The sequence below is a fragment of the Streptomyces sp. Y7 genome (assembly GCF_043195415.1).
GTDB lineage: Bacteria > Actinomycetota > Actinomycetes > Streptomycetales > Streptomycetaceae > Streptomyces.
On the sequence record NZ_JBIDDQ010000003.1, the window covers coordinates 1 to 20860 of the forward strand.

Here is a 20860-nt window from a genome sequence, read left to right on the forward strand (position 1 = left end):
GGGGGGCCGGGCGGCGGGCCGGGCAGGCGGGCCGGGCAGGCAGGGCAGGCCAGGCAGGCAGGCCAGGCAGGCAGGCCAGGCAGGCAGGCAGGGCAGGCCAGGCAGGCAGGGCAGGCCGGGCAGGCGGGCCGGGGGCTTGCCCCACCCTCGATCCGGTAGGCCACTGCATCGTCTCCGCCCGTACGCGACGGCATCGTTGGCACCGGTCGGTCCCGGGCGAACCTCGTCGGTGCCGGCCCCGGCTGAAACCCGGGCGATACCCGCTGAAGCCCGCCTGAGGGCGCGCTGAAGCCGGGCCGGGATGAGCTGGATCCCGTTGAGGATGCCGCCCGCCCGGAAGGAAGCCGCCATGGAGTCGCAGAGCCGGTCCGGGCCGAGCCCGACGCCCTCGAACCCGTCGAGGCCGGGTCCCCTCTCCTCGTTCCTCCGGTTCGTGGTGTGCGGCGGCGGCATCGGGCTGCTCTCCAGCGCGGCCGTGCCGATGCTGGCCGCGGCGATGCCCTGGGCGGTCGCGAACGCCCTGGTCACCGTCGCCGGCACACTGCTGTGCACCGAGCTGCACGCCCTGTTCACCTTCGGCACCGGTCGGCGCCCCGACTGGCGGCGCCACCTGCAGTCCTCCGGGTCGGCCGCCGCCGCGTATCTGGCCACGACCGCCGCGATGTTCGTCCTGCACGCCGTCCAGCACTCGCCCGGCATGCTCTGGGAGCAGGGCGTCTACCTCACCGCCTCCGGCCTGGCCGGCGTCGGCCGCTTCCTGGTCCTGCGGCTGTTCGTGTTCGCCGAGCGGAACGAACGGACCGTGCCGGACGAGCGGCCCGTCCGGGACGTACGGACCATGCCGAACGCGCGGCCCGTCCGGGACGTACGGACCATGCCGAACGCGCGGCCCGTCCGGGGCGAACGGACCGTGCCGCAGACGCAACCCGTCCCGGGCGAACGGACCGTGCCGAACGCGCGGCCCGTACGAGGCGAACGGACCGTGCCGCAGGCGCGGCCCGTGGCGACCCCCCGGAAGAGCACGGACGTGCGGGCCGTCCACTGTCAACTGGTCTCTGTCCAAACCGAGTTGATCACATCCGCCGCCTAGCCACCGAGACGCGGAAACGGCCCACGCCGCACAACCCCGCTCCCGAATGCCCAACTCCGCTTCTTTCACGGTCTGTTGACGGCCGTCGCCGCACGTCACGGTGCCCGTGAGGATCTTGCGAAGCGGGGGTTTTGCCCAAGGCCGGAACGGTAAAGTCCGCGGCATGAACGCTCGGCTGGCACTGCTCAGCGCCGTGACCCCCGGTGTCGCGGAAAGCGAGGTCTTCCGGCTGGCCCTCCAGCACGCGGTTGGCGAGCTGGGCGCGCTGGGCGGCATGATCCACCTGCGGGGCCCGATGTCCGCGCTGCGCCTGGTGTCGACCGCCGGGCTCCCGCCGACCCTCACCCGGTCCTGGGAGATCGTCGGCCAGGACGGCCCCCTGGCCCCGGCCCGCGCGCTCCGCGAGGGCGACGGCGTGTGGGTTCCGCTGAGCCCGGCCGGCGCCACGCACTCCCCGGACGCCGCCTGGCCCGGCACCGGTCTCGTCGCACTGCCGCTGTACAGCGGCAACCGGGGCACGGGCGCCCTCAGCGTCCTGATGGACGGGCACGGCGAACCGGGCCCCGGCCACTGGGAGTTCCTGCGGGCCGTCGTCTCCTGGACCGAGGACCGGATGGGCCAGGCACCGCCGCCGACCGGCCCGGTGCGGCCCGCGCGGCAGCCGGAGCACCACGGCGAGCGCCTGCGCCAGTCCCTGAAGGAGGTCAGTGTCGGCTCCTGGGACTGGAACATCCGTACCGGCGAACTGATCTGGGACGAGGCCGCCCTGGAGCTGTACGGCACCCTCCCGCAGGACTACACCGGCAAGGTCGAGAACTGGATGCGGTGCGTCCACCCCGACGACCTGCCGCCGACGCTGGCCGCGGTGGATCGCGCGATCCGCACCGGCGGCGTCTTCGAGGCCGAGTACCGGGTCCGCAAACTGGACGGCACCTGGGGCTGGACCCAGGCCCGCGCCAGACCGACCTTCGACGAACAGGGCGAACCCCACCGGATGATCGGGGTGGGCTGGGACAGCAGCGAACCCCGTTCCGCCCGGGACGCGCTCAGCCGGGCCCTGCGCCACATGAGCGACGGCTTCCTGGCGATGGACGACGACTGGCGCATCACCTTCGCCAACCTGGAGGCCGAGCGCACCCTGGGCTTCTCCGAGGAGGAGCTGTTCGGCTGTCTGCTGTGGGACCTGCCCGCCGCCGAGCAGGTGCCCGGCCTGGAGATCCGCTGCCGGCAGGCCGCCGCCGCGGAGAAGTCGGTGAGCTTCGACGTACGGCTGCCGAACGGGCGCCTGTGCCATCTGCGGCTGGTGCCGGGCCCCGACGGCCGCACCATCTACTTCACCGACGTCACCGAGAGACGGCGGCTGGAGGAGGAGCGCCGGTCCGCCGAACGGGCGGCCACCGAACGCGCCGCCCGGATAGGAGAGCTGACCGCGGCCCTCGCCAAGGCGACGACGTCGACGGACGTGGTGGACGCGGTCGCGCGCGGGGTGCTGCCGCCCTTCGAGGCGTCCGGTCTCGTCGTGCAGACCGTGGAGGGCGACCGACTGCACACCGTCGGCTCCGTCGGCTACCCGGACGACGTCCTCGCCGTGCTCGACGGCCGTGAGCGCACGCAGGCCAGCCCGCTGTGGGACGCGATCCTGGCGGGCACGCCCCTGTTCCTGTCCACCCCGCAGGAGTTCTCCGCCCACTACCCCGAACTGGCCGACCTGCCCGCCCGCGCCGGCAAGCAGTCCTGGGCACTGCTCCCGCTGACGGCCTCCGGCCACACCTTCGGCATCTGCGCGGTCACCTTCGACCACCCGCGCCGCCTCACCGACGAGGAGCGCACCCTGCTGACGGCGACCAGCGCCCTGGTCGCCCAGGCCCTGGAGCGGGCCCGCCTCTTCGACGCCGAGCACACCCGTTCCCGTGAGCTCCAGCGCAGCCTGCTTCCCCGGGGCCTGCCGGCCCTGCCCGCGTGCACGGCCGCCGCCCGCTATCTGCCGGCCGGCCAGGGCATGGACGTGGGCGGCGACTGGTACGACATCATCCCGCTGTCCGGCGGCCAGGTCGCCCTGGTCGTGGGCGACGTCATGGGCCACGGCCTGCCGGAGGCGGCGACCATGGGCCGCCTGCGCACGGCCGTCCACACCCTGGCCGACCTCGAACTGCCGCCCGACGAGATCATGAGCCGCCTCAACGACATCGTCGGCGCCCTGGGCGAGGAGTCGTACGTGACGTGTCTGTACGCGTTGTACGACTCCACGACCCGCGTCTGCTCCATAGCGAGGGCCGGACATCCGCCGCCGGCCCTGCTGCACCCGGACGGCACGGTCGTCTTCCCGGCCCTGTCGGCCGACCCGCCCCTCGGCGCGGCCGAGCCCCCCTTCGAGACGACGGAGATCAAGGTCCCCGAGGGCAGCGTGCTGGCGCTGTACACCGACGGACTGGTCGAGTCGTCGAAGCGGGAGATGGACGAGGGCATGGCGGCCCTCGCCGAGGTGCTGCGCACCGCCCACACCGACGGCACGGTCACCGATCTGGAACGGCTCTGCGAGCAGGTCACCTCGGCTCTGCTGCCCGCCGGCCAGCAGACCGCGGACGACGCGGCCCTGCTGCTGGCCCGGCTGCACGCGCTGCCCGACTCCCGCATCGCGTCCTGGCCGCTTCCGAAGGACCCGAGGGCGGCGGGCCAGGCCCGCACCCTGATCCGCAAGCAGCTGGCGGCCTGGGGCCTGGAGGCCCTCACCCCCACCACCGAACTGCTGGCGAGCGAGCTCGTCGGCAACGTCATCCGCCACGCCAAGGGCCCGCTGCGACTGCGGCTCCTGCACGGCGCCGCCCTGATCTGCGAGGTCTTCGACGGCAGCCTGACCATGCCGCGCATACGCCGGGCGACGGAGACGGACGAGGGGGGCCGCGGACTCCAGCTGATCACCGCGCTGTCGCAGCGCTGGGGAACCCGGTACACGCCGACCGGCAAGTGCATCTGGACGGAGCAGACCCTCCCGACGGCACCGGACGCCGTACCGGACGCGCCGCGGGAACCGGCGCCCGACCCGCTGGAGCGGATGTTCCTGAGTCTGCCGGGACTGGGGGAGGACTTCGACGGGGACCTGGACGCGCTGACCTTCGGCGACCAGGACTGAATCGCTTCTCCGGCCAGGCAGGACCCTCCCCTCGCCGCGGGGTACCGTGAAAGCGCCACATATGCGACGTATCGCCGCATATTGCGCTCCGCAGGAACCCGGGGTGTGATGCCATGGCCCACCGCCGCACCGATTCGGCCGGTGCCACCAGAGAGCTGCTCCAGGAGCTCGGGGATCTCACCGGCCGGATACTGGACCAGATCAAGTTCCACCAGGCACGGGTCGAGCTCGCCGCCGCACTCCAGCGCCAGGTCCTCGCCGCCGAGCTGCCGGACATGCCGTGCCTGCGGGCGGCGGGCCGGTACACGCCCGCGCGGATCGGTCTGGACATCGGCGGCGACTGGTACGACGGCTTCCGCATGCCGGACGGCTCGGTGGGATTCGCGATCGGGGACGTCCAGGGCCACGACGTCGACGCCGCGGCGCTGATGGGCCAGGTGCGCACCTGTCTGCGCGCCGTCACCACCGCCACCACCGATCCCGCCGAGGTGCTGGCGCACACCAACGACCTGCTGGTCGCGATGGCCTCCGAGCTCTTCGTGACCTGCACGTTCCTGCGTTTCGACCCGGCCACCAAGGAGCTGTGCGACGCCCGTGCCGGACACGTCCCGGCGGTCTGGGCCACGCCCGGCTGCCGCTGCGAGATCGTCCTGAACGACGGGGGTCTGCCGCTCGGCATCAACGCCGGCGAGCGCTATCCGTCGTCCCGTCGGCGGCTGACCGGGACGGGCTCGTTCGTCCTGCTCACCGACGGCGTGGTGGAGGGCCCCGGCTATCCCATCGACGACGGTCTGAAGCGGGTGGCCGACCTGGTCGGCGACGGCTGCGACGCCGAGCCCGAGGACCTGGCCGCCCGCGTGATCAAGGTCGCGGACCTGACCGGCCACAGCGACGACGCCGCGGTCCTCGTCCTGCGCTACGGAGATTTCGGCGACGACGGCGACTACGGCGACTACGGCGAAGGGTGAGCGGCATGTACGGGCTGGTCGCCCCCATGACCTCGCAGAAGACGCAGGGCCCACGGCTCCGCGACTACGCCGAGCACGCCCTGCGCCTGGCCCTCGTCACGGCCGCCTACTACGGCAGCGCCAAGCTGGGTCTGGAGCAGCAGCTGGTACGGGGCCAGGTCACGCCTTTCTGGCCGCCCACCGGTATCGCCCTGGTCGCCCTGCTGATGTGGGGCCTGCGCATGTGGCCGGGCATCGCGCTCGGCGCGTTCGTCGTGAACGCGCCGCTCGGACCGTCGATCCTGCCCGTGCTCGCCATCGTCGCCGGCAACACGATCGCCCCGGTCTGCGCCTGCCTCCTGCTGCGCCGCGTACGGTTCCGTCTCGCGCTGGACCGGCTCCAGGACGCCCTGGCCCTGATCTTCCTCGGCGCCCTGGGCGGAATGCTGATCAGCGCGACGATCGGCACGGGGGTCCTCGTGGCCTCCGAGGCGCTGACGGCCGACGACTTCTGGCCGACCTGGTCGGTGTGGTGGACGGGCGACGCGATGGGTGTCCTGGTCATCGCACCCCTGCTGCTGGCCGCACGCACCCTGCGCCGGCCCCATGACGTGCCCGTGCTGCGCTGGGTCGAGGCGGCGGCCCTGCTGGCCGGCACGACCGTGGCCTCCCTCGTGGCCACCCGCAGCCCGCTCAACCTCCTCTTCCTCGTCGTTCCCTTCCTGATCTGGGCGGCCTTCCGCTTCCAACTCCAGGGCGCCGCACCCTGCGCACTGATCACCTCGGTGGTCGCGATCATCGCCGGCGCGGAGGACGTGGGCCCGTTCTCCGGCCAGGACCTCCTGGCGAAGATGGTCATCCTCCAGGCCTTCAACGGCACCGTGGCCCTGACGTCCCTGCTCCTGTCCGCCACCATCGCCGAACGCAACCACACGGTCCGCGCCCTGAGAGAAGCCTGCGAACGCCTCACGGAGGCCCTGACCCGCCTGGTCCCGGACCGGCCCCTGGACCACCACGCGGCCCTGCGGCTGGAGGACGACAAGGACGACAAGTAGCCCCCACCGACCGCCGGTCGGCCTCATCCCCACCGAACGGTGGGCCGCACCCCGGCACTTCACGCACAACGACAGAGGCCCCGGATTTCTCCGGGGCCTCTGTTCTGTGTGCACTCGGCAGGATTCGAACCTGCAACCTTCTGATCCGTAGTCAGATGCTCTATCCGTTAAGCTACGAGTGCTTGTTGTGTTTTCCCGCCGCTCCCGGCCCTTCCGGCCCGCTCGCGGCGACAGGAAGAACATTACATGACTGCCGCCGCCATGTGAAATCCGTTTGGCCCACCCCTTGTGACCTGCGAAAACGCCTTCTGAGGCGCTCGACGGGCAGGCGGCGGACGGGTGGTCCGAGCTGCGTGAACGACGAAGCCCCGGTTCCAGGAACCGGGGCTTCGTGATCGAGCGCGGAGGCGGAGGGATTTGAACCCTCGATGGGCTTTAAGGCCCAAACCGCATTAGCAGTGCGGCGCCATAGACCGGACTAGGCGACGCCTCCAGCACAGCCGCCCGCGCGAGCGCGAGTGGTGCGTGCAGATGATGACACAGTCGAGCGTGCTGTCACCAATCGACTCCCACGGTACTAGGCGGAGAGGTCGCAGGGCAAAGCCCTACCCGGTGTGCTGCGAGGGGCCGCAACGTCCGACGGTGTGGGGCGTTAGTCAGGTCATGTTGCAGGTCAACCGTTCCGCCCGGGCCGGACGCCTCCGCCGGACCCTCCTCACCGCCACCGGCACGCTCGCGGCCGCCGGCCTCACCGCCGTCGCGCCCGCCACCGCCGCGCCCTCCGCCGTCCCGTCCCTCCAGGGCCCGGCGCGTGCCGACGACCACCTCACCGTCACCGTCCGCGGCGCCGGCGGCGGAGCCGACGGGACCCATGAGCTGACCTGCCATCCGGCCGGCGGCGACCACCCCGACGCCGCCGACGCCTGCGCCGCGCTCGACCGCGGCACCCGCTGGGGCGAGGACGCCTTCGCCCCCGTACCGCAGGACACCCTCTGCACCATGCAGTACGGCGGGTCGGCCACCGCCCACGTCACCGGGAGGTGGGCGGGACGCCCCGTCGACGCCCGCTTCGACCGCAGCGACGGGTGCGAGATCGCCCGCTGGAACCGCCTCGTGCCGCTCCTTCCCGACCTCCGGGCGCAAGGACAGCGGGCGTAGAGCGGCGGCGAAGGCCGTCGATCGGTGCTGAGCGGACGTCGATGAGACGACGGTCCGATGTGCGGTCCGGCATCGGCGTCACGCGTCCCCCGTCGCACAGGCTTTCCATACCGGACGCACCGGATCCGCAAAAGTCCCGCGAAGGTCTCGCGAAGTCGGCATGGACACCGGGCGGACACGGGAAGGACGGCGGCACAGGCGGTCATACGTTCTGGGTCACTTCGTCGTGCGACCTCCCTCTCATCCGGCGTCGCGAGCGCAACCCCAGCCCTTAGACTCCCTCGCGTGACACGCCGCGGGCCGGTTGGCAAGATGGCCCGAGCGGTCGGCAAGGTGCGGTAACAGGGAGGAAGCGTCTCGTGAGCAGCAGGCCATCCCGAGGCGCTGCTCGCCTCGCAGCCATACTCGACGCGCTGCCCGATGCGTTGGTGCTGGTCAACGCCAATGGGACCGTCGTGAACGCCAACACCATCGCCCTGGAGGCCTTCGAGGCCCCGGGGACCGCTCTGGTGGGGCGCGGGCTGCTCGATCTGCTGCCGCAGTTCGACTCCAAGCTGATCCCGGGGTCCATGCGGCGGCCCGATCACATGGACCCGCAGGGCAGGACCAAGCCCACCCGGATGATGGCCCGGCGCACCGACGGCAGCGAGTTCCCGGTCGAGGTCACGTCCGCGAATCTGGAGAACGGCGGCCAGGCCTACGACGGCTACGGCTACACCGGCGACGAGCTGCTGATGCTCGTCGTGCGGGACCTCTCCGGCACCGTCGACACCGAGGCCGAGCTGGCGCGTTCGCAACGGCAGACCGAGATGATCCTGCGCGCCGCGTCCGAGGGCGTCGTCGGCACCGACACCGACGGGCGGATCGTCCTCGTCAACCCGGCCGCCGCCCAGATACTGGGTTACCGGGCCAGCGACCTCGGCGGACGCGAGCTGCACACGCTCGTCCTGCACTCGCGCGCCGACGGGTCGCCCTTCCCGTACGAGGAGTCCCCGCTCGCCGACACCCTGCGGTCCGGCCGCAAGCACCGGGTGCGCGGGCAGGTGCTGTGGTCCAAGAACAGCTCCAAGGTGTCCGTCGACCTGACGACCGCGCCCGTGCGCGACGGCGACCAGCTCGTCGGCGCCGTGATGACCTTCACCGACCGGCGGCCCTACGACACGCTGGCCGAGGAGAAGGACGCCGCGCAGAAGCAGCACGAGGAGGCACTCGAACGGCTCGCCGAGGAGCACGCCTCCGAGCTGACCGCCCTGCGGCAGAAGCACGTCACCGAGGTCGAGGAGCTCCTGGAGCGGCACGCCGAGGAACTCGCCGCCGGCGAGGACCGCTACGCCGCTCTCGGCGAGCGCGAGAAGGACCGGTACGAGGCGCTGTCCGGCCGGCACGACCAGCTGCTGACGTTGCTCGCCGGATCGCTGCGCGGGCCGCTGGACGAGCTGCGCCGCGAGCTGGCCGCGCTCGCCGCCGACGACGCGGGGCAGTTGTGGCCCGAGGCCAACCAGGTGCTGCACCATCTCTCGGCCGGCTACTCGCGGATCACGACGCTGATCGACAACGTCCTCGGCTACCAGCAGCTGGACTCCGGTACCGATCAGGTCGTCCGTACGAAGGTGATGCTCGACGCCGTCGTCGCCGCGGGTGTCGACGGGGCCGTCGAGCTCATCGGCCCGGGGCGCGTGCAGTTCGCCGTGCACGCGCCGCCCATCGAGGCCGAGGTCGACCCGCAGCGTCTGGCCACCGCGCTCGCGCATCTCGTCGCGGACGTCGCCGGGGTCGACGCGACCGGCAACTCGCCCGTGTCGGCGGGCGGTTACATGGACAACACCGTCGTGGTGGCCGCGGCGCAGCGCGGCGAGGTCGTACGGATCGAGGTGCGCGGGCCGTATCCCGGGGGAGACCCGGTGCACGAGCCGATCGTGCGCGGGATCGTGCGGGCGCACGGCGGTGTGCTGCAGACGCACGAGGTGCCCGGGATGAGCGGCAGCGCGTTCGTCCTCGAAGTGCCCATCGGAGGCGGGGCGGGGGCCGTTGCCGCCGTTGCCGCCGTTCCCGCCGTCGGCGAGACGGCCGGGGACGGGTCCGACGGGTCCGACGGGGCCCATGGGGCGAACGGGACCGAGGGCGGTGCCGCCGGTGGTGGCACCGGGCGGCGGCGGGCCCGGCGGTCCTCCGTGGACGCCTTCCTGGAGAGCGAAGCGCCCGAGGGCGGCGACGCCGAGGGTGCCGCCGCCGAGGGCGAGGCCGCCGCGCCCACCGGACGACGACGCAGGCGTGCGGCCGCGGCCGCTCCCGAGCTGCCCGCGGGCGCGGGTGACGGTGGCGGTGAGGTCTCCGGCGGCACCGGACGGCGCCGCGGACGGCCCGCCGACGCCGGCGGCGACGATGTCTCCGAGGGCGCCGTCGTGACGGCCGCCGAGCACGCCGCAGGGGCCGCGGCGACCGGGAACGGCCTGGGCGGCACCGTACCGCCGCAGGGCGTGCCCGCCCCCGGCGGCGGACGACGTGCCCGGCGGGACGGCGGGGAGCAGCACGCGCTGCCGCCCGCCCTGCCCGCACCGGCCGCCGACGCGACCCCGGCCGGTGCCGGGTCCGCTGCGGGCGGCTCGGGCGACGCCTCCCAGCCGACCGGGCGGCGCCGGCGCGCCCTGGCCGCCGCGGCCGAACGGAGTGCGGCCGCGCAGGCGGCTCAGGAGGCGGGCCCCCGCACGGTGTTCGCGCTGCCGCCGGCCGAGGCCGACCGTGCGCCCGCCGAGACGCCGGAGGCACCGGGCCGGGCCGAACCGGCTCAGAGTCCCGCTGCCGCTTCCGCGATGACTCCGGCTTCGCCCGTTGCTCCCATTCCGGGGCAGGGGACGCCGGGAGGCGTACGGGGCGACGAGGGCCGGCACGATGCCGTGCCGCACGATCAGGCCGAGGACCACACCCCGCCGCAGCCGCACCCCACCAGTGCACCGACCGGGCGTCGCCGACGTGCCGTGGCCCCGCCCGCACCGGCGGGTGGCGCCACCGCGCAGGAGATCCCGGCGCAGGTCGCTCCTGGTCAAGTCGCGCCGGGCCAGGTCGCTCCGGGCCAGGTCGCTCCGGGCCAGGTCGCTCCGGGTCAAGTCGCACCGGGCCAGGTCGCTCCGGGGCAGCCGGTACCGGCACAGCAGGCGCAGGCCCTGCCGGCGCCCGGGCAGCCCGCCCAGGCCGTGGCTCAGGCCCAGCCCGCTCCCCGACCGCTGCCCGCCGAGGCGGCTCCCGGTCAGGGCGTCCCGGGCCAGGGCACACCCGCGCAAGGCGTCCCCGCTCAGGGCACACCCGCGCAGGGCGTCCCCGCTCAGGGTCTCCCGGCCCCGCAGCCGTGGCCTGCCGCCGACGACACCCCGGGCGCGGGGACTCCCATGGCGCCACACGGTGCCGCCGCCCCCGTTCCGCCGACTCCGAACGCTCCGCAGCCGGCACCGGCCGCGCAGCCGGGCCCGGCGCAGCAGGGGCAGGGCACGCCCGCTCCGGGAACTCCCCTGCCGCCGGAGGCCGCAGCGGGTGGGCGGCAGCGGGCCGCGCAGCCGCTTCCGGCCGAGGCCGCCGCTCCCGCCGGGCCCGGTGCTTCCGGTGCTTCCGTCGACCCGAACTCGACGCAGGGCCGGGCGATCAGTGTGCGGACGTTGGGGCAGGGCGTGCCCTTCACCCGGCAGGCCGCTCAGGTGCAGCAGCCCGCGCCCGCAGCGCAGTCGTCGGCAACGCCTCCCCCGCATCAGACCAACGGCGGACGCCGCCGCAAGCTGGGTACGCCGCCCGACCCCGCCACGCGCGCCGGTGGCTCGGTGGAGCAGGCGGCGCGGCCGCATCCGTCGGCCGAGCAGCCGGCGCCCGCGGCCCAGCCGCAGCCGTCGACGGCCGGGCAGCCCCAGCCGCAGCCGTCGATGGCCGGACAGTCGCGGCTCGCACCGGCGGCCGAGGCGGCCGGACGGTCGTACGCCATAGGCGCGCCGGACGAGAACGCCGCCGAGGGCCCCGAGCCCCTGGACGGGCCGGGCGGTGCCGTCGAGGTGGCCGACACCCCGCGTCCGCAGCCGATGGACGACGAGCTGCCGCCGGAGCCGCTCGACAACCCGCGGCGGCTGCTGGTGTGGCCGGCGCCGGATGTGACGACCCAGCAGGCGCTGAGCGACCGTGGCTACCGGCCGGTGATCGTGCACTCGCGCGAGGAGGTCGACGCGCAGATCGCGGCGTTCCCGGCCGCGCTGTTCGTGGACCCGCTGACCGGGCCGATCACCCGGACCGCGCTTCAGTCGCTGCGGCAGGCGGCCGTGGCGGCCGAGGTGCCGGTGATGGTGACGGCGGGGCTCGGACAGGCCTCGCGGGAGGCGGCGTACGGCGCCGATCCCGCCGTACTGCTGAAGGCGCTGGCCCCCCGGGACAGCGAGCAGCACCCGCCGCGCGTCCTGCTGATCGAGGAGCACGCGGAGATCGCGCTGGCGCTGACGGCGACGTTGGAGCGGCGTGGGATGCAGGTGGCGCGGGCCGCGAGTGACACCGACGCGGTGATGCTGGCGGGGGACTTCCGGCCGAACCTGGTCGTGATGGACCTGATGCAGGTGCACCGGCGCCGGGCCGGGATCGTGGACTGGCTGCGCGCGAACGGCCGGCTGAACCGCACCCCGCTCGTCGTCTACACGGCCGCCGTCGACCAGGCCGACCTGCCTCGGCTGGCCTCCGGCGAGACGGTGCTGTTCCTGGCGGAGCGCTCGACGAGCCCCGAGGTACAGGCCCGGATCGTGGACCTGCTGTCCCGGATCGGGACCAACTAGGCCCCGCTGGAGGCGCCCCGAAAAGGGGCGCGGGGAACTGCGCGACCAGCCACGGACAACCCGCGGCCGACCAACGACAGTTCCCCGCGACGACGTTCCGCCAGAGCTCGGTGACGACGTTCCGCCAGAGCTCCGTGACGTCCTCAGTCAGAGCTGGTTGACGTCCTCAGTCAGAGCTGGTTGACGCCCTCCGTCAGAGCTTGGTGACGTCCAGCCCGCCCTCCGCGTACTGCCTGCGCAGCACCTTCTTGTCGAACTTGCCGACGCTCGTCTTCGGCACCGCCGCGATGACCGTCCACCGCTCCGGCAGCTGCCACTTGGCGATCTTGCCCTCGTCGGCGAGGAAGCTGCGCAGTGCCTCGAAGTCGGTGTCGGCGCCCTCCTTGAGGACGACCGTGGCCAGCGGGCGCTCGCCCCACTTCTCGTCGGGGACGGCGACCACGGCGGCCTCGGCGACGTCCGGGTGGGACATCAGCGCGTTCTCCAGGTCGACCGAGGAGATCCACTCGCCGCCGGACTTGATGACGTCCTTGGCGCGGTCGGTGAGGGTGAGGAAGCCGTCGGAGGAGATGGTGCCGACGTCGCCGGTCTTCAGCCAGCCGTCCTCGCTGAACTTGTCCGCGGGCCGCAGCGGTTCGGCGTCGGGGCCGTTGTAGTAGGCGCCGGCGATCCACGGGCCGCGCACCTCCAGCTCGCCCGCCGACTCGCCGTCCCACGGGATGCGCTCGCCGCCGGGACCGGTGAGCCGGGCCTCGACGCTCGCCGGGAAGCGGCCCTGGGTGAGCCGGTACGCGAACTCCTCGTCCGTGCCGACCGCGTGGGCCGGCGGCCGGGCGACCGTGCCGAGCGGGGAGGTCTCCGTCATGCCCCAGGCGTGGCAGACCCGCATGCCGAGGTTGTCGAACGCCTCCATGAGCGAGGGCGGGCAGGCCGAGCCGCCGATGGTGACCTGGCCGAGAGTGGAGACGTCCCGGGGGTTCGCGGTGAGCTCGGCGAGCAGGCCCTGCCAGATGGTGGGCACCGCGGCCGCGTGCGTCGGCTTCTCGCGCTCGATCATCTCGGCGAGCGGTGCGGGCTGCAGGAAGCGGTCCGGCATCAGCATGTTGACGCCGGTCATGAAGGTGGCGTGCGGCAGGCCCCAGGCGTTGACGTGGAACTGGGGCACCACCACGAGCGAGGTGTCCTGGTCCGTCAGGCCCATCGACTGGGTCATGTTGACCTGCATGGAGTGCAGGTAGATCGAACGGTGCGAGTAGACGACGCCCTTCGGGTCGCCCGTGGTGCCGGAGGTGTAGCACATGGCGGCGGCCTGCCGCTCGTCCAGCTCCGGCCAGTCGTACGTGGTCGGCTTGCCGTCGATCAGGTCCTCGTACTCGTGGACCTGGACGGAGGCGCCCTCCAGGAGGGAACGGTCGCCCGGGCCGGCCACGACCACGTGCTCGACCGGCTTGAGGTGCGGGAGCAGCGGGGCGAGCAGGGGGAGGAGCGAACCGTTGGCGATCACGACGCGGTCGGCGGCGTGGTTGACGATCCAGGCCAGCTGCTCGGCGGGGAGGCGCAGGTTGAGGGTGTGCAGGATCGCGCCCATGGACGGGATCGCGAAATATGCCTCGACGTGCTCGGCGTTGTTCCACATCAGGGTCGCGACCCGCTCGTCGCCGGTCACGCCCAGGTCCTCGCGCAGCGCATGCGCCAGCTGGGCCGCACGATCACCGACCTCGGCGAAGGAACGACGGTGCGGCTCTGCCTCACCGGTCCAGGTGGTGACCTGCGATGTGCCGTGGATCGTCGACCCATGGGCCAGGATCCTCGAGATCAGCAGCGGTACGTCCTGCATGGTGCTCAGCACGGCGTCCTCCCGGGGGCGACATTGCCTACGCGGTGGTAAGGGTTGCGGAGATTCTGCGCGCATACCGCGCGGTATGTCACTAGGGCCGGGCGATCGATCATGTCACGTTGCGTTCACAGAGCTGTGCCGCTAAGGGTGGCGAGGGGGAGGGGCTCACCAGCGGCCGTGTGCCGTCCCTAGCGGACGAGCACGAGCTCCGGGTCCTCGCGCAGCTTGCCGAGCGCTCTCGACACCGCCGACTTCACGGTGCCCACGGAGACCCCGAGCACCTCGGCCGTCTGCATCTCGCTGAGGTCCTCGTAGTACCGCAGGACGACCATCGCCCGCTGCCGCGCCGGCAGCCGCATGATCGCGCGCCACATCGCGTCGTGCAGCGCCTGCTGCTCCGCGGGGTCGGCGTCCTGGCCGGGCAGCGGCTCCGGCTCGGGCAGCTCGTCGCAGGCGAACTCGTCGACCTTGCGCTTGCGCCACTGCGACGTGCGGGTGTTGAGCAGCGCCCGGCGCACATAGCCGTCGAGGGCACGATGGTCCTCGATGCGCTCCCAGGCGACGTAGGTCTTGGTCAGCGCGGTCTGCAGCAGATCCTCAGCGTCGCTCGGGTTCGCCGTGAGCGAGCGGGCGGTACGCAGCAGCACCGGCTGGCGGGCCCGTACGTACGACGTGAAGGAGGGATACGTCGCGCTCGGATGGGACCGCGTCGCGGCGTCGGAAGCGCGGGTGCAGACGGGTGTGGTCATGGCTCCACGCTATGAGCGAGCCCTGCTTCTGCGGATCGGCCGCAGGTGCCGAAGCCGCGTCCGCCTCAGGTTGTAGGGGTGGGGCCGGCTCCACCTCCTGAAGGTGGACGAGGGAGGGATACCTACTGCGGGATTACCCCTGAGGGTCACCCGTCGGCAGCCAGCACCAGCCCTGAGGTCGGCACCCCTGTCCCGGCCGTCACCAGTACCCGCTCGGCCCCGGATATCTGGTTCACGGACGTCCCCCGCACCTGCCTCACCCCCTCCGCGATGCCGTTCATCCCGTGCAGATACGCCTCCCCGAGCTGTCCTCCGTGGGTGTTGAGCGGCAGCCGCTCCTCGGCCACGAAGCCCGGGGCCTCCCCCTTCGCGCAGAACCCGAACTCCTCCAGCTGCATCAGCACGAACGGCGTGAAGTGGTCGTAGAGGATCCCCACGTCGATCTCCCCGGGTCCCAGGCCCGCCGTCCGCCACAGCTGCCGCGCCACCACGCCCATCTCCGGCAGGCCGGTGAGGTCGTCCCGGTAGAAGCTCGTCATCTGCTCCTGCCCCCGGCCGGCGCCCTGGGCCGCGGCTGCTATGACGGCCGGCGCGTGCGGGAGGTCCCGGGCCCGCTCGACGGACGTGACGACCAGGGCCTGGCCGCCGTCGGTCTCCTGGCAGCAGTCCAGCAGCCGCAGCGGCTCGACGATCCAGCGTGAGGCCGCGTGGTCGGCGAGGGTGATCGGTCTGCCGTGGAAGTAGGCGGCCGGGTTCGTCGCCGCGTACTTGCGGTCCACCACCGCCACATGCCCGAACGCCTCCGGCATCAGCCCATGCGTGTGCAGATAGCGCTGCGCCGCCATCGCCACCCAGGACGCCGGGGTGAGCAGTCCGAACGGCAGTGACCAGCCGAGCGCCGCGCCCTCCGCCGAGGGCTCCCGCTGCTGCACGCCCGAGCCGAACCTGCGGCCCGACCGTTCGTTGAAGGCCCGGTAGCAGACCACCACGTCAGCGACCCCCGTGGCCACCGCGAGGGCCGCCTGCTGCACGGTCGCGCAGGCCGCGCCGCCGCCGTAGTGGATGCGGGAGAAGAAGGACAGCTCCCCCATCCCGCACGCCTGCGCCACGGTGATCTCCGGGCTGGTGTCCATCGTGAACGTCACCAGCCCGTCCACGTCCCCCGGCGTGAGCCCCGCGTCGTCGAGCGCGGCCCGTACCGCCTCCACGGCCAGCCGGAGCTCGCTGCGTCCGGAGTCCTTGGAGAACTCGGTGGCCCCGATGCCGACGATCGCCGCCCTGCCGCCGAGGGCGTCCCGCTCGCGCACGCTCATGCCGGGCCCTCCGCGGACGCGGTGCCGGACGGGTCACCCGCCGGCACGGTGACGGTCACCGTGCCGGTCACGTGCTTGCCGATGCCGTTGGCCCCGACCACCCGAACCGTCGCCGTGTCACCGTCGACCTCCTCGACACGGCCCGTCAACACCATCGTGTCTCCCGGGTAGTTGGGTGCTCCGAGTCGTATGGCCACCTTGCGCAGGACGGTCGTCGGTCCGAAGTGGTCGGTGATGTACCGGCCGACCAGGCCGTTCGTCGTGAGGATGTTCATGAAGATGTCGGGAGAGCCCTTCCGGTGGGCCAACTCCGGGTCGTGGTGCACGTCCTGGTAGTCGCGGGAGGCGATGGCGCCGGCGACGATCAGGGTGCGGGTGATCGGGATCTCCAGCGGCGCCAGTTCCTCACCGGCCCTGATCCGGTGCACCGCCGTCCCCTCGTCGCCGCTCATGCGACAGCCTCCTCGGCGTCGGGGGCACGCCAGACGGGCAGCACCGACTCCTCGTCGTACGGGTGGAATGCGAGCCGCACCGGCATCCCGATCCGCACCTTCTCGTACGGCACCCCCAGCACATTGCCGATCATCCGCACGCCCTCGGCGAGCTCGATCAGGCCGACCGCGTAAGGAGGGTCGAAGGCCGGAAACGGGGGGTGATGCATCACGACGTACGAGTAGACCGTCCCCTCGCCGGACGCCTCGACGGTGTCCCACTCCAGGCCCCCGCAGGCGTTGCAGCCGGGCAGCCAGGGGTGGCGCAGGGTGCCGCAGGCGGTGCAGCGCTGGATGAGCAGTCTGCGCTGCTGGACAGCTTCCCAGAAGCCGGCGTTGTCCCGGTTGACGACGGGGCGGGGGCGGGCCGGCCGCTGCTGACGGTCACGGGAGGGCTGCGGCTGTCCCGCCGGCCGTCCGGGCCTGTACTTGAGGATGCGGAAGCGGTGGGTGCCGGCGAGGTCGGGGCCGACATGGAGGTCCATGCGGGTCGTGACGAAGTAGCCGGTGCCGAGCTTCGTCGTCTTCCTCTCCGACACCGATTCGACGACCGAGTCGAAGGTGATCTCGTCCCCGGGGCGCAGGGGCCGCAGGTACTCCTGCTCGCAGTCGGTGGCGACCACCGAGGTGTAGCCCGCCTCGTCGAGGAGGCCGAGCAGCTCGTCGTAGGCGTGGGCGCGGCCCGGCTGGCCGGTGAGGCCGCTCATCGTCCACGCCTGGAGCATGGTGGGCGGTGCGATGGCGTCCGGGCCGCGGTAGGCCGGGTTGGTGTCGCCCATCGCCTCGCACCAGTGCCGGATCATGGCCGCGTTCACGGGGTCCTTGCCCGCACGCGCCACCGCGGCGGGGCGGCCCTCGAAGGCCTTCAACCGCGTGTCGAGTTCGTCGTCCGCCGCCACCTCGTGGCGCACCCCCGGCCCGTAACCCACTGTCGCCCCCTCGTCCTCATCGCCCCACGGCGCATCGCACTGACACTTCTGGTACACCGCGACCGCCGATCCGGTTCCCACGAGTTCCGCGGAACTTTCGCCCGGCACAGCAAGATTTCTGACTGTCCGTCAGATGCAGTGGACTGTCAAGGCCGACGGGTCGCGCCCGGGCCGCAGCCCCCGAAGGACCGGCGCCACAACAGCCGAAAACGCCTGCGCGGCGGTACCGAAGTACCGCCGCGCAGACGCGTTACACCCCACAGCACACCCACAGTTCCGAGGGGGCCGATGCCTGAGCACCGGGGCACCGACCCCCTCAGCTCACCACCAGAGCGGGGTGAAGTTGACCGACGTGTTGTCGTTGCCCTGGTTGACGGACGTGAAGGCGGAGCCGTTGACCTGGGCGGTGTTGCTCTGGTTCGAGGCACCGGAGCCGGTCGCCTGCTGCTGGGTGGTGGACGAGTTGCCCCAGTTGTCGCCGCCGACCCCGCTGCCGATGAGGCCCTGAGCGGCGTTCGTGACAGCCGCGCTGGATCCGTTGTCCGCGATGGCGCCGTTGTCCGCCGTCGCGACGCCGGAGAACAGGGCGACCGCGAGCGGAAGGGCGGAGACGGCTGCGATGACGCGGGCAGTACGGATGCTTGCCATGTTGTTCCTCCAGAACAGGTGCGCCCAGGCTCCCCGCCGGACGCTTTTGTGGTGCATGAAGTACGGCTTCTTCCCGGGCAGTTGGCCGACCGCCCCGGAGTCGTTCACGACGTCGCGAGATCAGAGTTGCCCACCGAATCCCCGGCGAACCACCCCGGAAGCGGTGATTCGCCCTCAAGCGTGATGACAAGTCGATAAACCCCTTTCACCACTCCCAACTCCCCGTACGGGGCAGTACGGACAGGTCCACCTCAAGCGCCACAAGGGGTGAAAGGTTCCGGCGCGGTTCCGGCCAATCTCCGCCCACCGGCGAGTCGTCGGCGGGTCGCGGCCCATCCCCCTTTCCTTTTTCGAACATCCGTACGAACATGGAGGCATGGCCACCACCGACCGGCAGGCCACGACGCTGGCCCTCGCACACGCCCTGTCAGCCGCCGAACGCGGCCTGGCCGTCATCCCCCTGTCCCGGACGAAGCTCCCGGCCCTGCGTTCCCCCCACCGCGACGACCCCGACCCCGCGCCCTGCCACGGCGAGTGCGGCCGCCTCGGGCACGGCGTCTACGACGCCTCCACCGACCCCGCCCGCATCCGCGAACTCTTCGCCGCCGCCCCCTGGGCGACCGGCTACGGCATCGCCTGCGGGCTGCCACCGCACCACCTGATCGGCGTCGACCTCGACACCAAATCCGGTACGGACTCCTCCGCCGCCCTGCGCGAACTGGCGCTGCGCCACCTCTTCACGATCCCGCCCACCGTGGTCGTCCTGACCCCGAGCGGCGGCCGCCACCTCTGGCTGACCGGCCCGCCCGACGTCGTCGTCCCCAACTCGGCGGGCCGCCTCGCACCGGGCATCGACATCCGGGGCGCCGGCGGCTATCTCGTCGGCCCCGGCTCCCGCACCGACCACGGCGTCTACAGCACCGCGCCCGGCACTGCCCACATCGCCCCCGCGCGCTGCCCGCGCGCCCTCCTGCGCCTACTGCTCCCCCCACCTCGCACGCACCACCCCGCGCCCCCGTCGGCCGGCGGTCACGGCCAGGGCCTGGTCCAGTTCGTACTGGCCGCGCACGAGGGCCAGCGCAACACCCGCCTGTTCTGGGCGGCCTGCCGCGCCTACGAGGACGGCATCGGCTCCGCCCTCGTCGAACCGCTCGTCGAGGCGGCCCTCAACACCGGCCTGACCGAACGCGAGGCCCGCGCGACGATCGCGTCGGCGGCACGGATGACGGGGCATCGGCCCTGACGTACGTCCGTCGACGCGTCGCCGCGTCGCGCCGCGTCGCGTCGACGGACGTCCGTGCGCGAGCCCCTCGTACAGCCGCACGCGCGCGTGCACGGCCTGACCGACGGACGCACCCGACCACGTTCACCCCACGGAGACCCCGTTCACCCCACGGAGACCACCTTCACCCCACGGAGACGGACAGCCGCCCATCTGACGAGCACATACGACCGACGGCTCATCTGAAGCGCACATGCGACCGATAGCCCCATCTGACGAGCACATGCGGCCGACCGCCCATCTGAAACGCACATGCAACTGACCGCCCTCGCGGATGTACGCAAGCAGCCGCCCCCGCCCCCGCACGCGAACGATCGCCCCGACGGCGTGAGGCCGCCGACCTCCACGGTGTCGGGCGACTGACCGGCCCTGAAATTCACGGGAGCTCGATGCACCACCGCCCTAGAGTGCCGACCATGTCGCTGACCAGGGTCGTCCTCACGTCCGGCCGCTCGCTCGACCTCTCCGAGCTGCGGCTCTCCTCGACGTACGGCGGCCTGCTGGAGGGCTACCCGTGCAAGCCCGTCAACGAGATGAAGATCAAGGGCCTCGTCAGCGCGGCGGAACGGGCCCACCCATTGGCACCGGTGCACCTCGTGCCGCCGCCGCGCGAGTATCCCGACCAGTACGCCGGCGCGTTCGGCCCGGTCGAGGTGCTGCCGCAGGTGGCGTGCGTGGGCGCGTTCCGTTCCACCGCGCTCGACCCGGCCCACGACCCCGTCCTGCACCGCTCCGCCCTGACGATCATCTGGTTCCAGCCCACGACCCGCGTGCCCTCGGGCTGCGACGCGGAGGACGCGCTGCGGGAGGTCGACTGGGAGGGACTGGCGCGGGACTTCGAGCTGTAGGGCGGGGGCGCGGGCGGATGGGGTGGCGGGGACGCCGAGAGGCCCGGCGCGCAGGCGGATGCGGTGGGCGGGTACGGGGAGAGGCCCGGCTTGCGCGCAGTGGGAGCCGACTTCCAGCCGACGATGGTCCCGCCCGAGCGGTTCAGTCCGTCAGGGCGATCACCACGGCCACGCCCAGGAAGATGGCGCCCACGAATGCGCTGAGCAGGGACGGGAGCACCCGGTGCCGTGCGGTGAACACGCGCGCCTCGTGCGAGTTGCCGAGCGGATAGACGACCGGAACGGTGGTGCCGGCGGCAAGGCCGAGTCCTATGCCGCTCGCGCTCGGGGTGAACTCGATCAGGTGGCCGCCCGCGTCGGTGAACCGGATGACCGGCGTCTGGGTCCCCTCCGCCGAGTCGACCAGCACCCTGACCACGGTGCCCTCCGTCCGCGTGCCGTTCCGGCGCAGCCTGCTCACCACGGTTCGCTCCCGGATCGCGGCGCCCATGCACGCCGCCCCCGCAAGCGCACAGAGCCACACGCCCGTGCTCATCACCATGCTTCCTCCGCAGGTTCACGGGGACCGGCGGCCGCCTCGGCCCGCCTTC

At 72.7% G+C, this 20860-nt stretch carries 14 protein-coding genes, 2 tRNA genes and 1 pseudogene; 8 read left to right on the plus strand and 9 right to left on the minus strand.

Features of this window, described 5'->3' with window-relative positions:
• Positions 1-349: 349 nt before the first annotated feature.
• From ACGFW6_RS11085 to ACGFW6_RS11100, 4 genes and pseudogenes are all read left to right on the plus strand, one after another.
• A pseudogene (locus ACGFW6_RS11085) lies at positions 350-820 on the plus strand (GtrA family protein); the annotation flags it as partial.
• Between the two features lie 433 nt (positions 821-1253).
• Positions 1254-4220 (plus strand): SpoIIE family protein phosphatase, encoded by a 2967-nt coding sequence (locus ACGFW6_RS11090; protein ID WP_393507005.1) that lies wholly within the window; start codon positions 1254-1256, stop codon positions 4218-4220.
• A gap of 113 nt (positions 4221-4333) precedes the next feature.
• Entirely contained in the window at positions 4334-5188 is an 855-nt protein-coding gene (locus tag ACGFW6_RS11095) for a PP2C family protein-serine/threonine phosphatase (protein ID WP_393507007.1), read from the plus strand.
• A 5-nt stretch (positions 5189-5193) separates the two neighbouring features.
• Entirely contained in the window at positions 5194-6222 is a 1029-nt protein-coding gene (locus tag ACGFW6_RS11100; RefSeq protein WP_393507008.1) for an MASE1 domain-containing protein, read from the plus strand.
• A gap of 109 nt (positions 6223-6331) precedes the next feature.
• Here the strand turns inward: ACGFW6_RS11100 and ACGFW6_RS11105 are convergent.
• Both ACGFW6_RS11105 and ACGFW6_RS11110 read right to left on the minus strand, forming a co-directional pair.
• Positions 6332-6404, minus strand: a tRNA-Arg gene (locus ACGFW6_RS11105).
• Between the two features lie 220 nt (positions 6405-6624).
• Positions 6625-6715, minus strand: a tRNA-Ser gene (locus ACGFW6_RS11110).
• Between the two features lie 170 nt (positions 6716-6885).
• On the opposite strand from ACGFW6_RS11110, the gene ACGFW6_RS11115 reads away from it, so the two are divergent.
• The gene (locus ACGFW6_RS11115; protein WP_393507010.1) at positions 6886-7380 is read left to right on the plus strand and encodes an SSI family serine proteinase inhibitor; all 495 of its coding nucleotides are present in this window, start codon (positions 6886-6888) and stop codon (positions 7378-7380) included.
• Between the two features lie 359 nt (positions 7381-7739).
• Positions 7740-12173, plus strand: coding sequence for a PAS domain-containing protein (locus ACGFW6_RS11120; RefSeq protein WP_393507012.1), 4434 nt, complete (start codon positions 7740-7742; stop codon positions 12171-12173).
• 193 nt (positions 12174-12366) lie between these two features.
• Here ACGFW6_RS11120 and ACGFW6_RS11125 read toward each other — a convergent pair whose 3' ends face one another.
• The 6 genes from ACGFW6_RS11125 to ACGFW6_RS11150 form a co-directional block, all read right to left on the minus strand.
• Positions 12367-14010 (minus strand): long-chain fatty acid--CoA ligase, encoded by a 1644-nt coding sequence (locus ACGFW6_RS11125; protein ID WP_393507812.1) that lies wholly within the window; start codon positions 14008-14010, stop codon positions 12367-12369.
• 188 nt (positions 14011-14198) lie between these two features.
• Entirely contained in the window at positions 14199-14759 is a 561-nt protein-coding gene (locus ACGFW6_RS11130; protein WP_393507014.1) for a SigE family RNA polymerase sigma factor, read from the minus strand.
• A gap of 146 nt (positions 14760-14905) precedes the next feature.
• Positions 14906-16072 carry a lipid-transfer protein gene (locus tag ACGFW6_RS11135; RefSeq protein WP_393507016.1) on the minus strand — a complete coding sequence of 389 codons (1167 nt, stop codon included), beginning with the start codon at positions 16070-16072 and terminating at the stop codon, positions 14906-14908.
• Entirely contained in the window at positions 16069-16491 is a 423-nt protein-coding gene (locus ACGFW6_RS11140; protein WP_393507814.1) for a MaoC family dehydratase, read from the minus strand. The genes ACGFW6_RS11135 and ACGFW6_RS11140 overlap by 4 nt, the downstream gene beginning before the upstream one ends.
• A 29-nt stretch (positions 16492-16520) precedes the next feature.
• Positions 16521-17492, minus strand: coding sequence for a bifunctional MaoC family dehydratase N-terminal/OB-fold nucleic acid binding domain-containing protein (locus ACGFW6_RS11145; RefSeq protein ID WP_393507018.1), 972 nt, complete (start codon positions 17490-17492; stop codon positions 16521-16523).
• 321 nt (positions 17493-17813) lie between these two features.
• Entirely contained in the window at positions 17814-18140 is a 327-nt protein-coding gene (locus tag ACGFW6_RS11150; protein ID WP_393507020.1) for a hypothetical protein, read from the minus strand.
• A 376-nt stretch (positions 18141-18516) separates the two neighbouring features.
• Between ACGFW6_RS11150 and ACGFW6_RS11155 the strand changes: the two genes are divergently transcribed.
• Positions 18517-19383, plus strand: a complete 867-nt coding sequence (locus ACGFW6_RS11155) for a bifunctional DNA primase/polymerase (RefSeq protein ID WP_393507022.1) — start codon at positions 18517-18519, stop codon at positions 19381-19383.
• Positions 19384-19838: 455 nt separating this feature from the next.
• A complete protein-coding gene (locus ACGFW6_RS11160; protein WP_393507024.1) occupies positions 19839-20270 on the plus strand; it encodes a hypothetical protein in 432 nt (143 codons plus the stop codon).
• Between the two features lie 142 nt (positions 20271-20412).
• On the opposite strand, the gene ACGFW6_RS11165 is transcribed toward ACGFW6_RS11160, so the two are convergent.
• On the minus strand, positions 20413-20805 hold the full coding sequence (locus ACGFW6_RS11165; RefSeq protein ID WP_393507025.1) for a DUF3592 domain-containing protein: 393 nt from the start codon (positions 20803-20805) through the stop codon (positions 20413-20415).
• Between the last annotated feature and the right edge of the window lie 55 nt (positions 20806-20860).

Coding starts and splice junctions, on each gene's coding strand:
- ACGFW6_RS11090 (WP_393507005.1), top strand. CDS start 1,254: ATGAACGCTCGGCTGGCACTGCTCAGCGCCGTGACCCCCGGTGTCGCG.
- ACGFW6_RS11095 (WP_393507007.1), top strand. CDS start 4,334: ATGGCCCACCGCCGCACCGATTCGGCCGGTGCCACCAGAGAGCTGCTC.
- ACGFW6_RS11100 (WP_393507008.1), top strand. CDS start 5,194: ATGTACGGGCTGGTCGCCCCCATGACCTCGCAGAAGACGCAGGGCCCA.
- ACGFW6_RS11115 (WP_393507010.1), top strand. CDS start 6,886: ATGTTGCAGGTCAACCGTTCCGCCCGGGCCGGACGCCTCCGCCGGACC.
- ACGFW6_RS11125 (WP_393507812.1), bottom strand. CDS start 14,010: ATGCAGGACGTACCGCTGCTGATCTCGAGGATCCTGGCCCATGGGTCG.
- ACGFW6_RS11130 (WP_393507014.1), bottom strand. CDS start 14,759: ATGACCACACCCGTCTGCACCCGCGCTTCCGACGCCGCGACGCGGTCC.
- ACGFW6_RS11135 (WP_393507016.1), bottom strand. CDS start 16,072: ATGAGCGTGCGCGAGCGGGACGCCCTCGGCGGCAGGGCGGCGATCGTC.
- ACGFW6_RS11150 (WP_393507020.1), bottom strand. CDS start 18,140: ATGGCAAGCATCCGTACTGCCCGCGTCATCGCAGCCGTCTCCGCCCTT.
- ACGFW6_RS11155 (WP_393507022.1), top strand. CDS start 18,517: ATGGCCACCACCGACCGGCAGGCCACGACGCTGGCCCTCGCACACGCC.
- ACGFW6_RS11160 (WP_393507024.1), top strand. CDS start 19,839: ATGTCGCTGACCAGGGTCGTCCTCACGTCCGGCCGCTCGCTCGACCTC.
- ACGFW6_RS11165 (WP_393507025.1), bottom strand. CDS start 20,805: ATGAGCACGGGCGTGTGGCTCTGTGCGCTTGCGGGGGCGGCGTGCATG.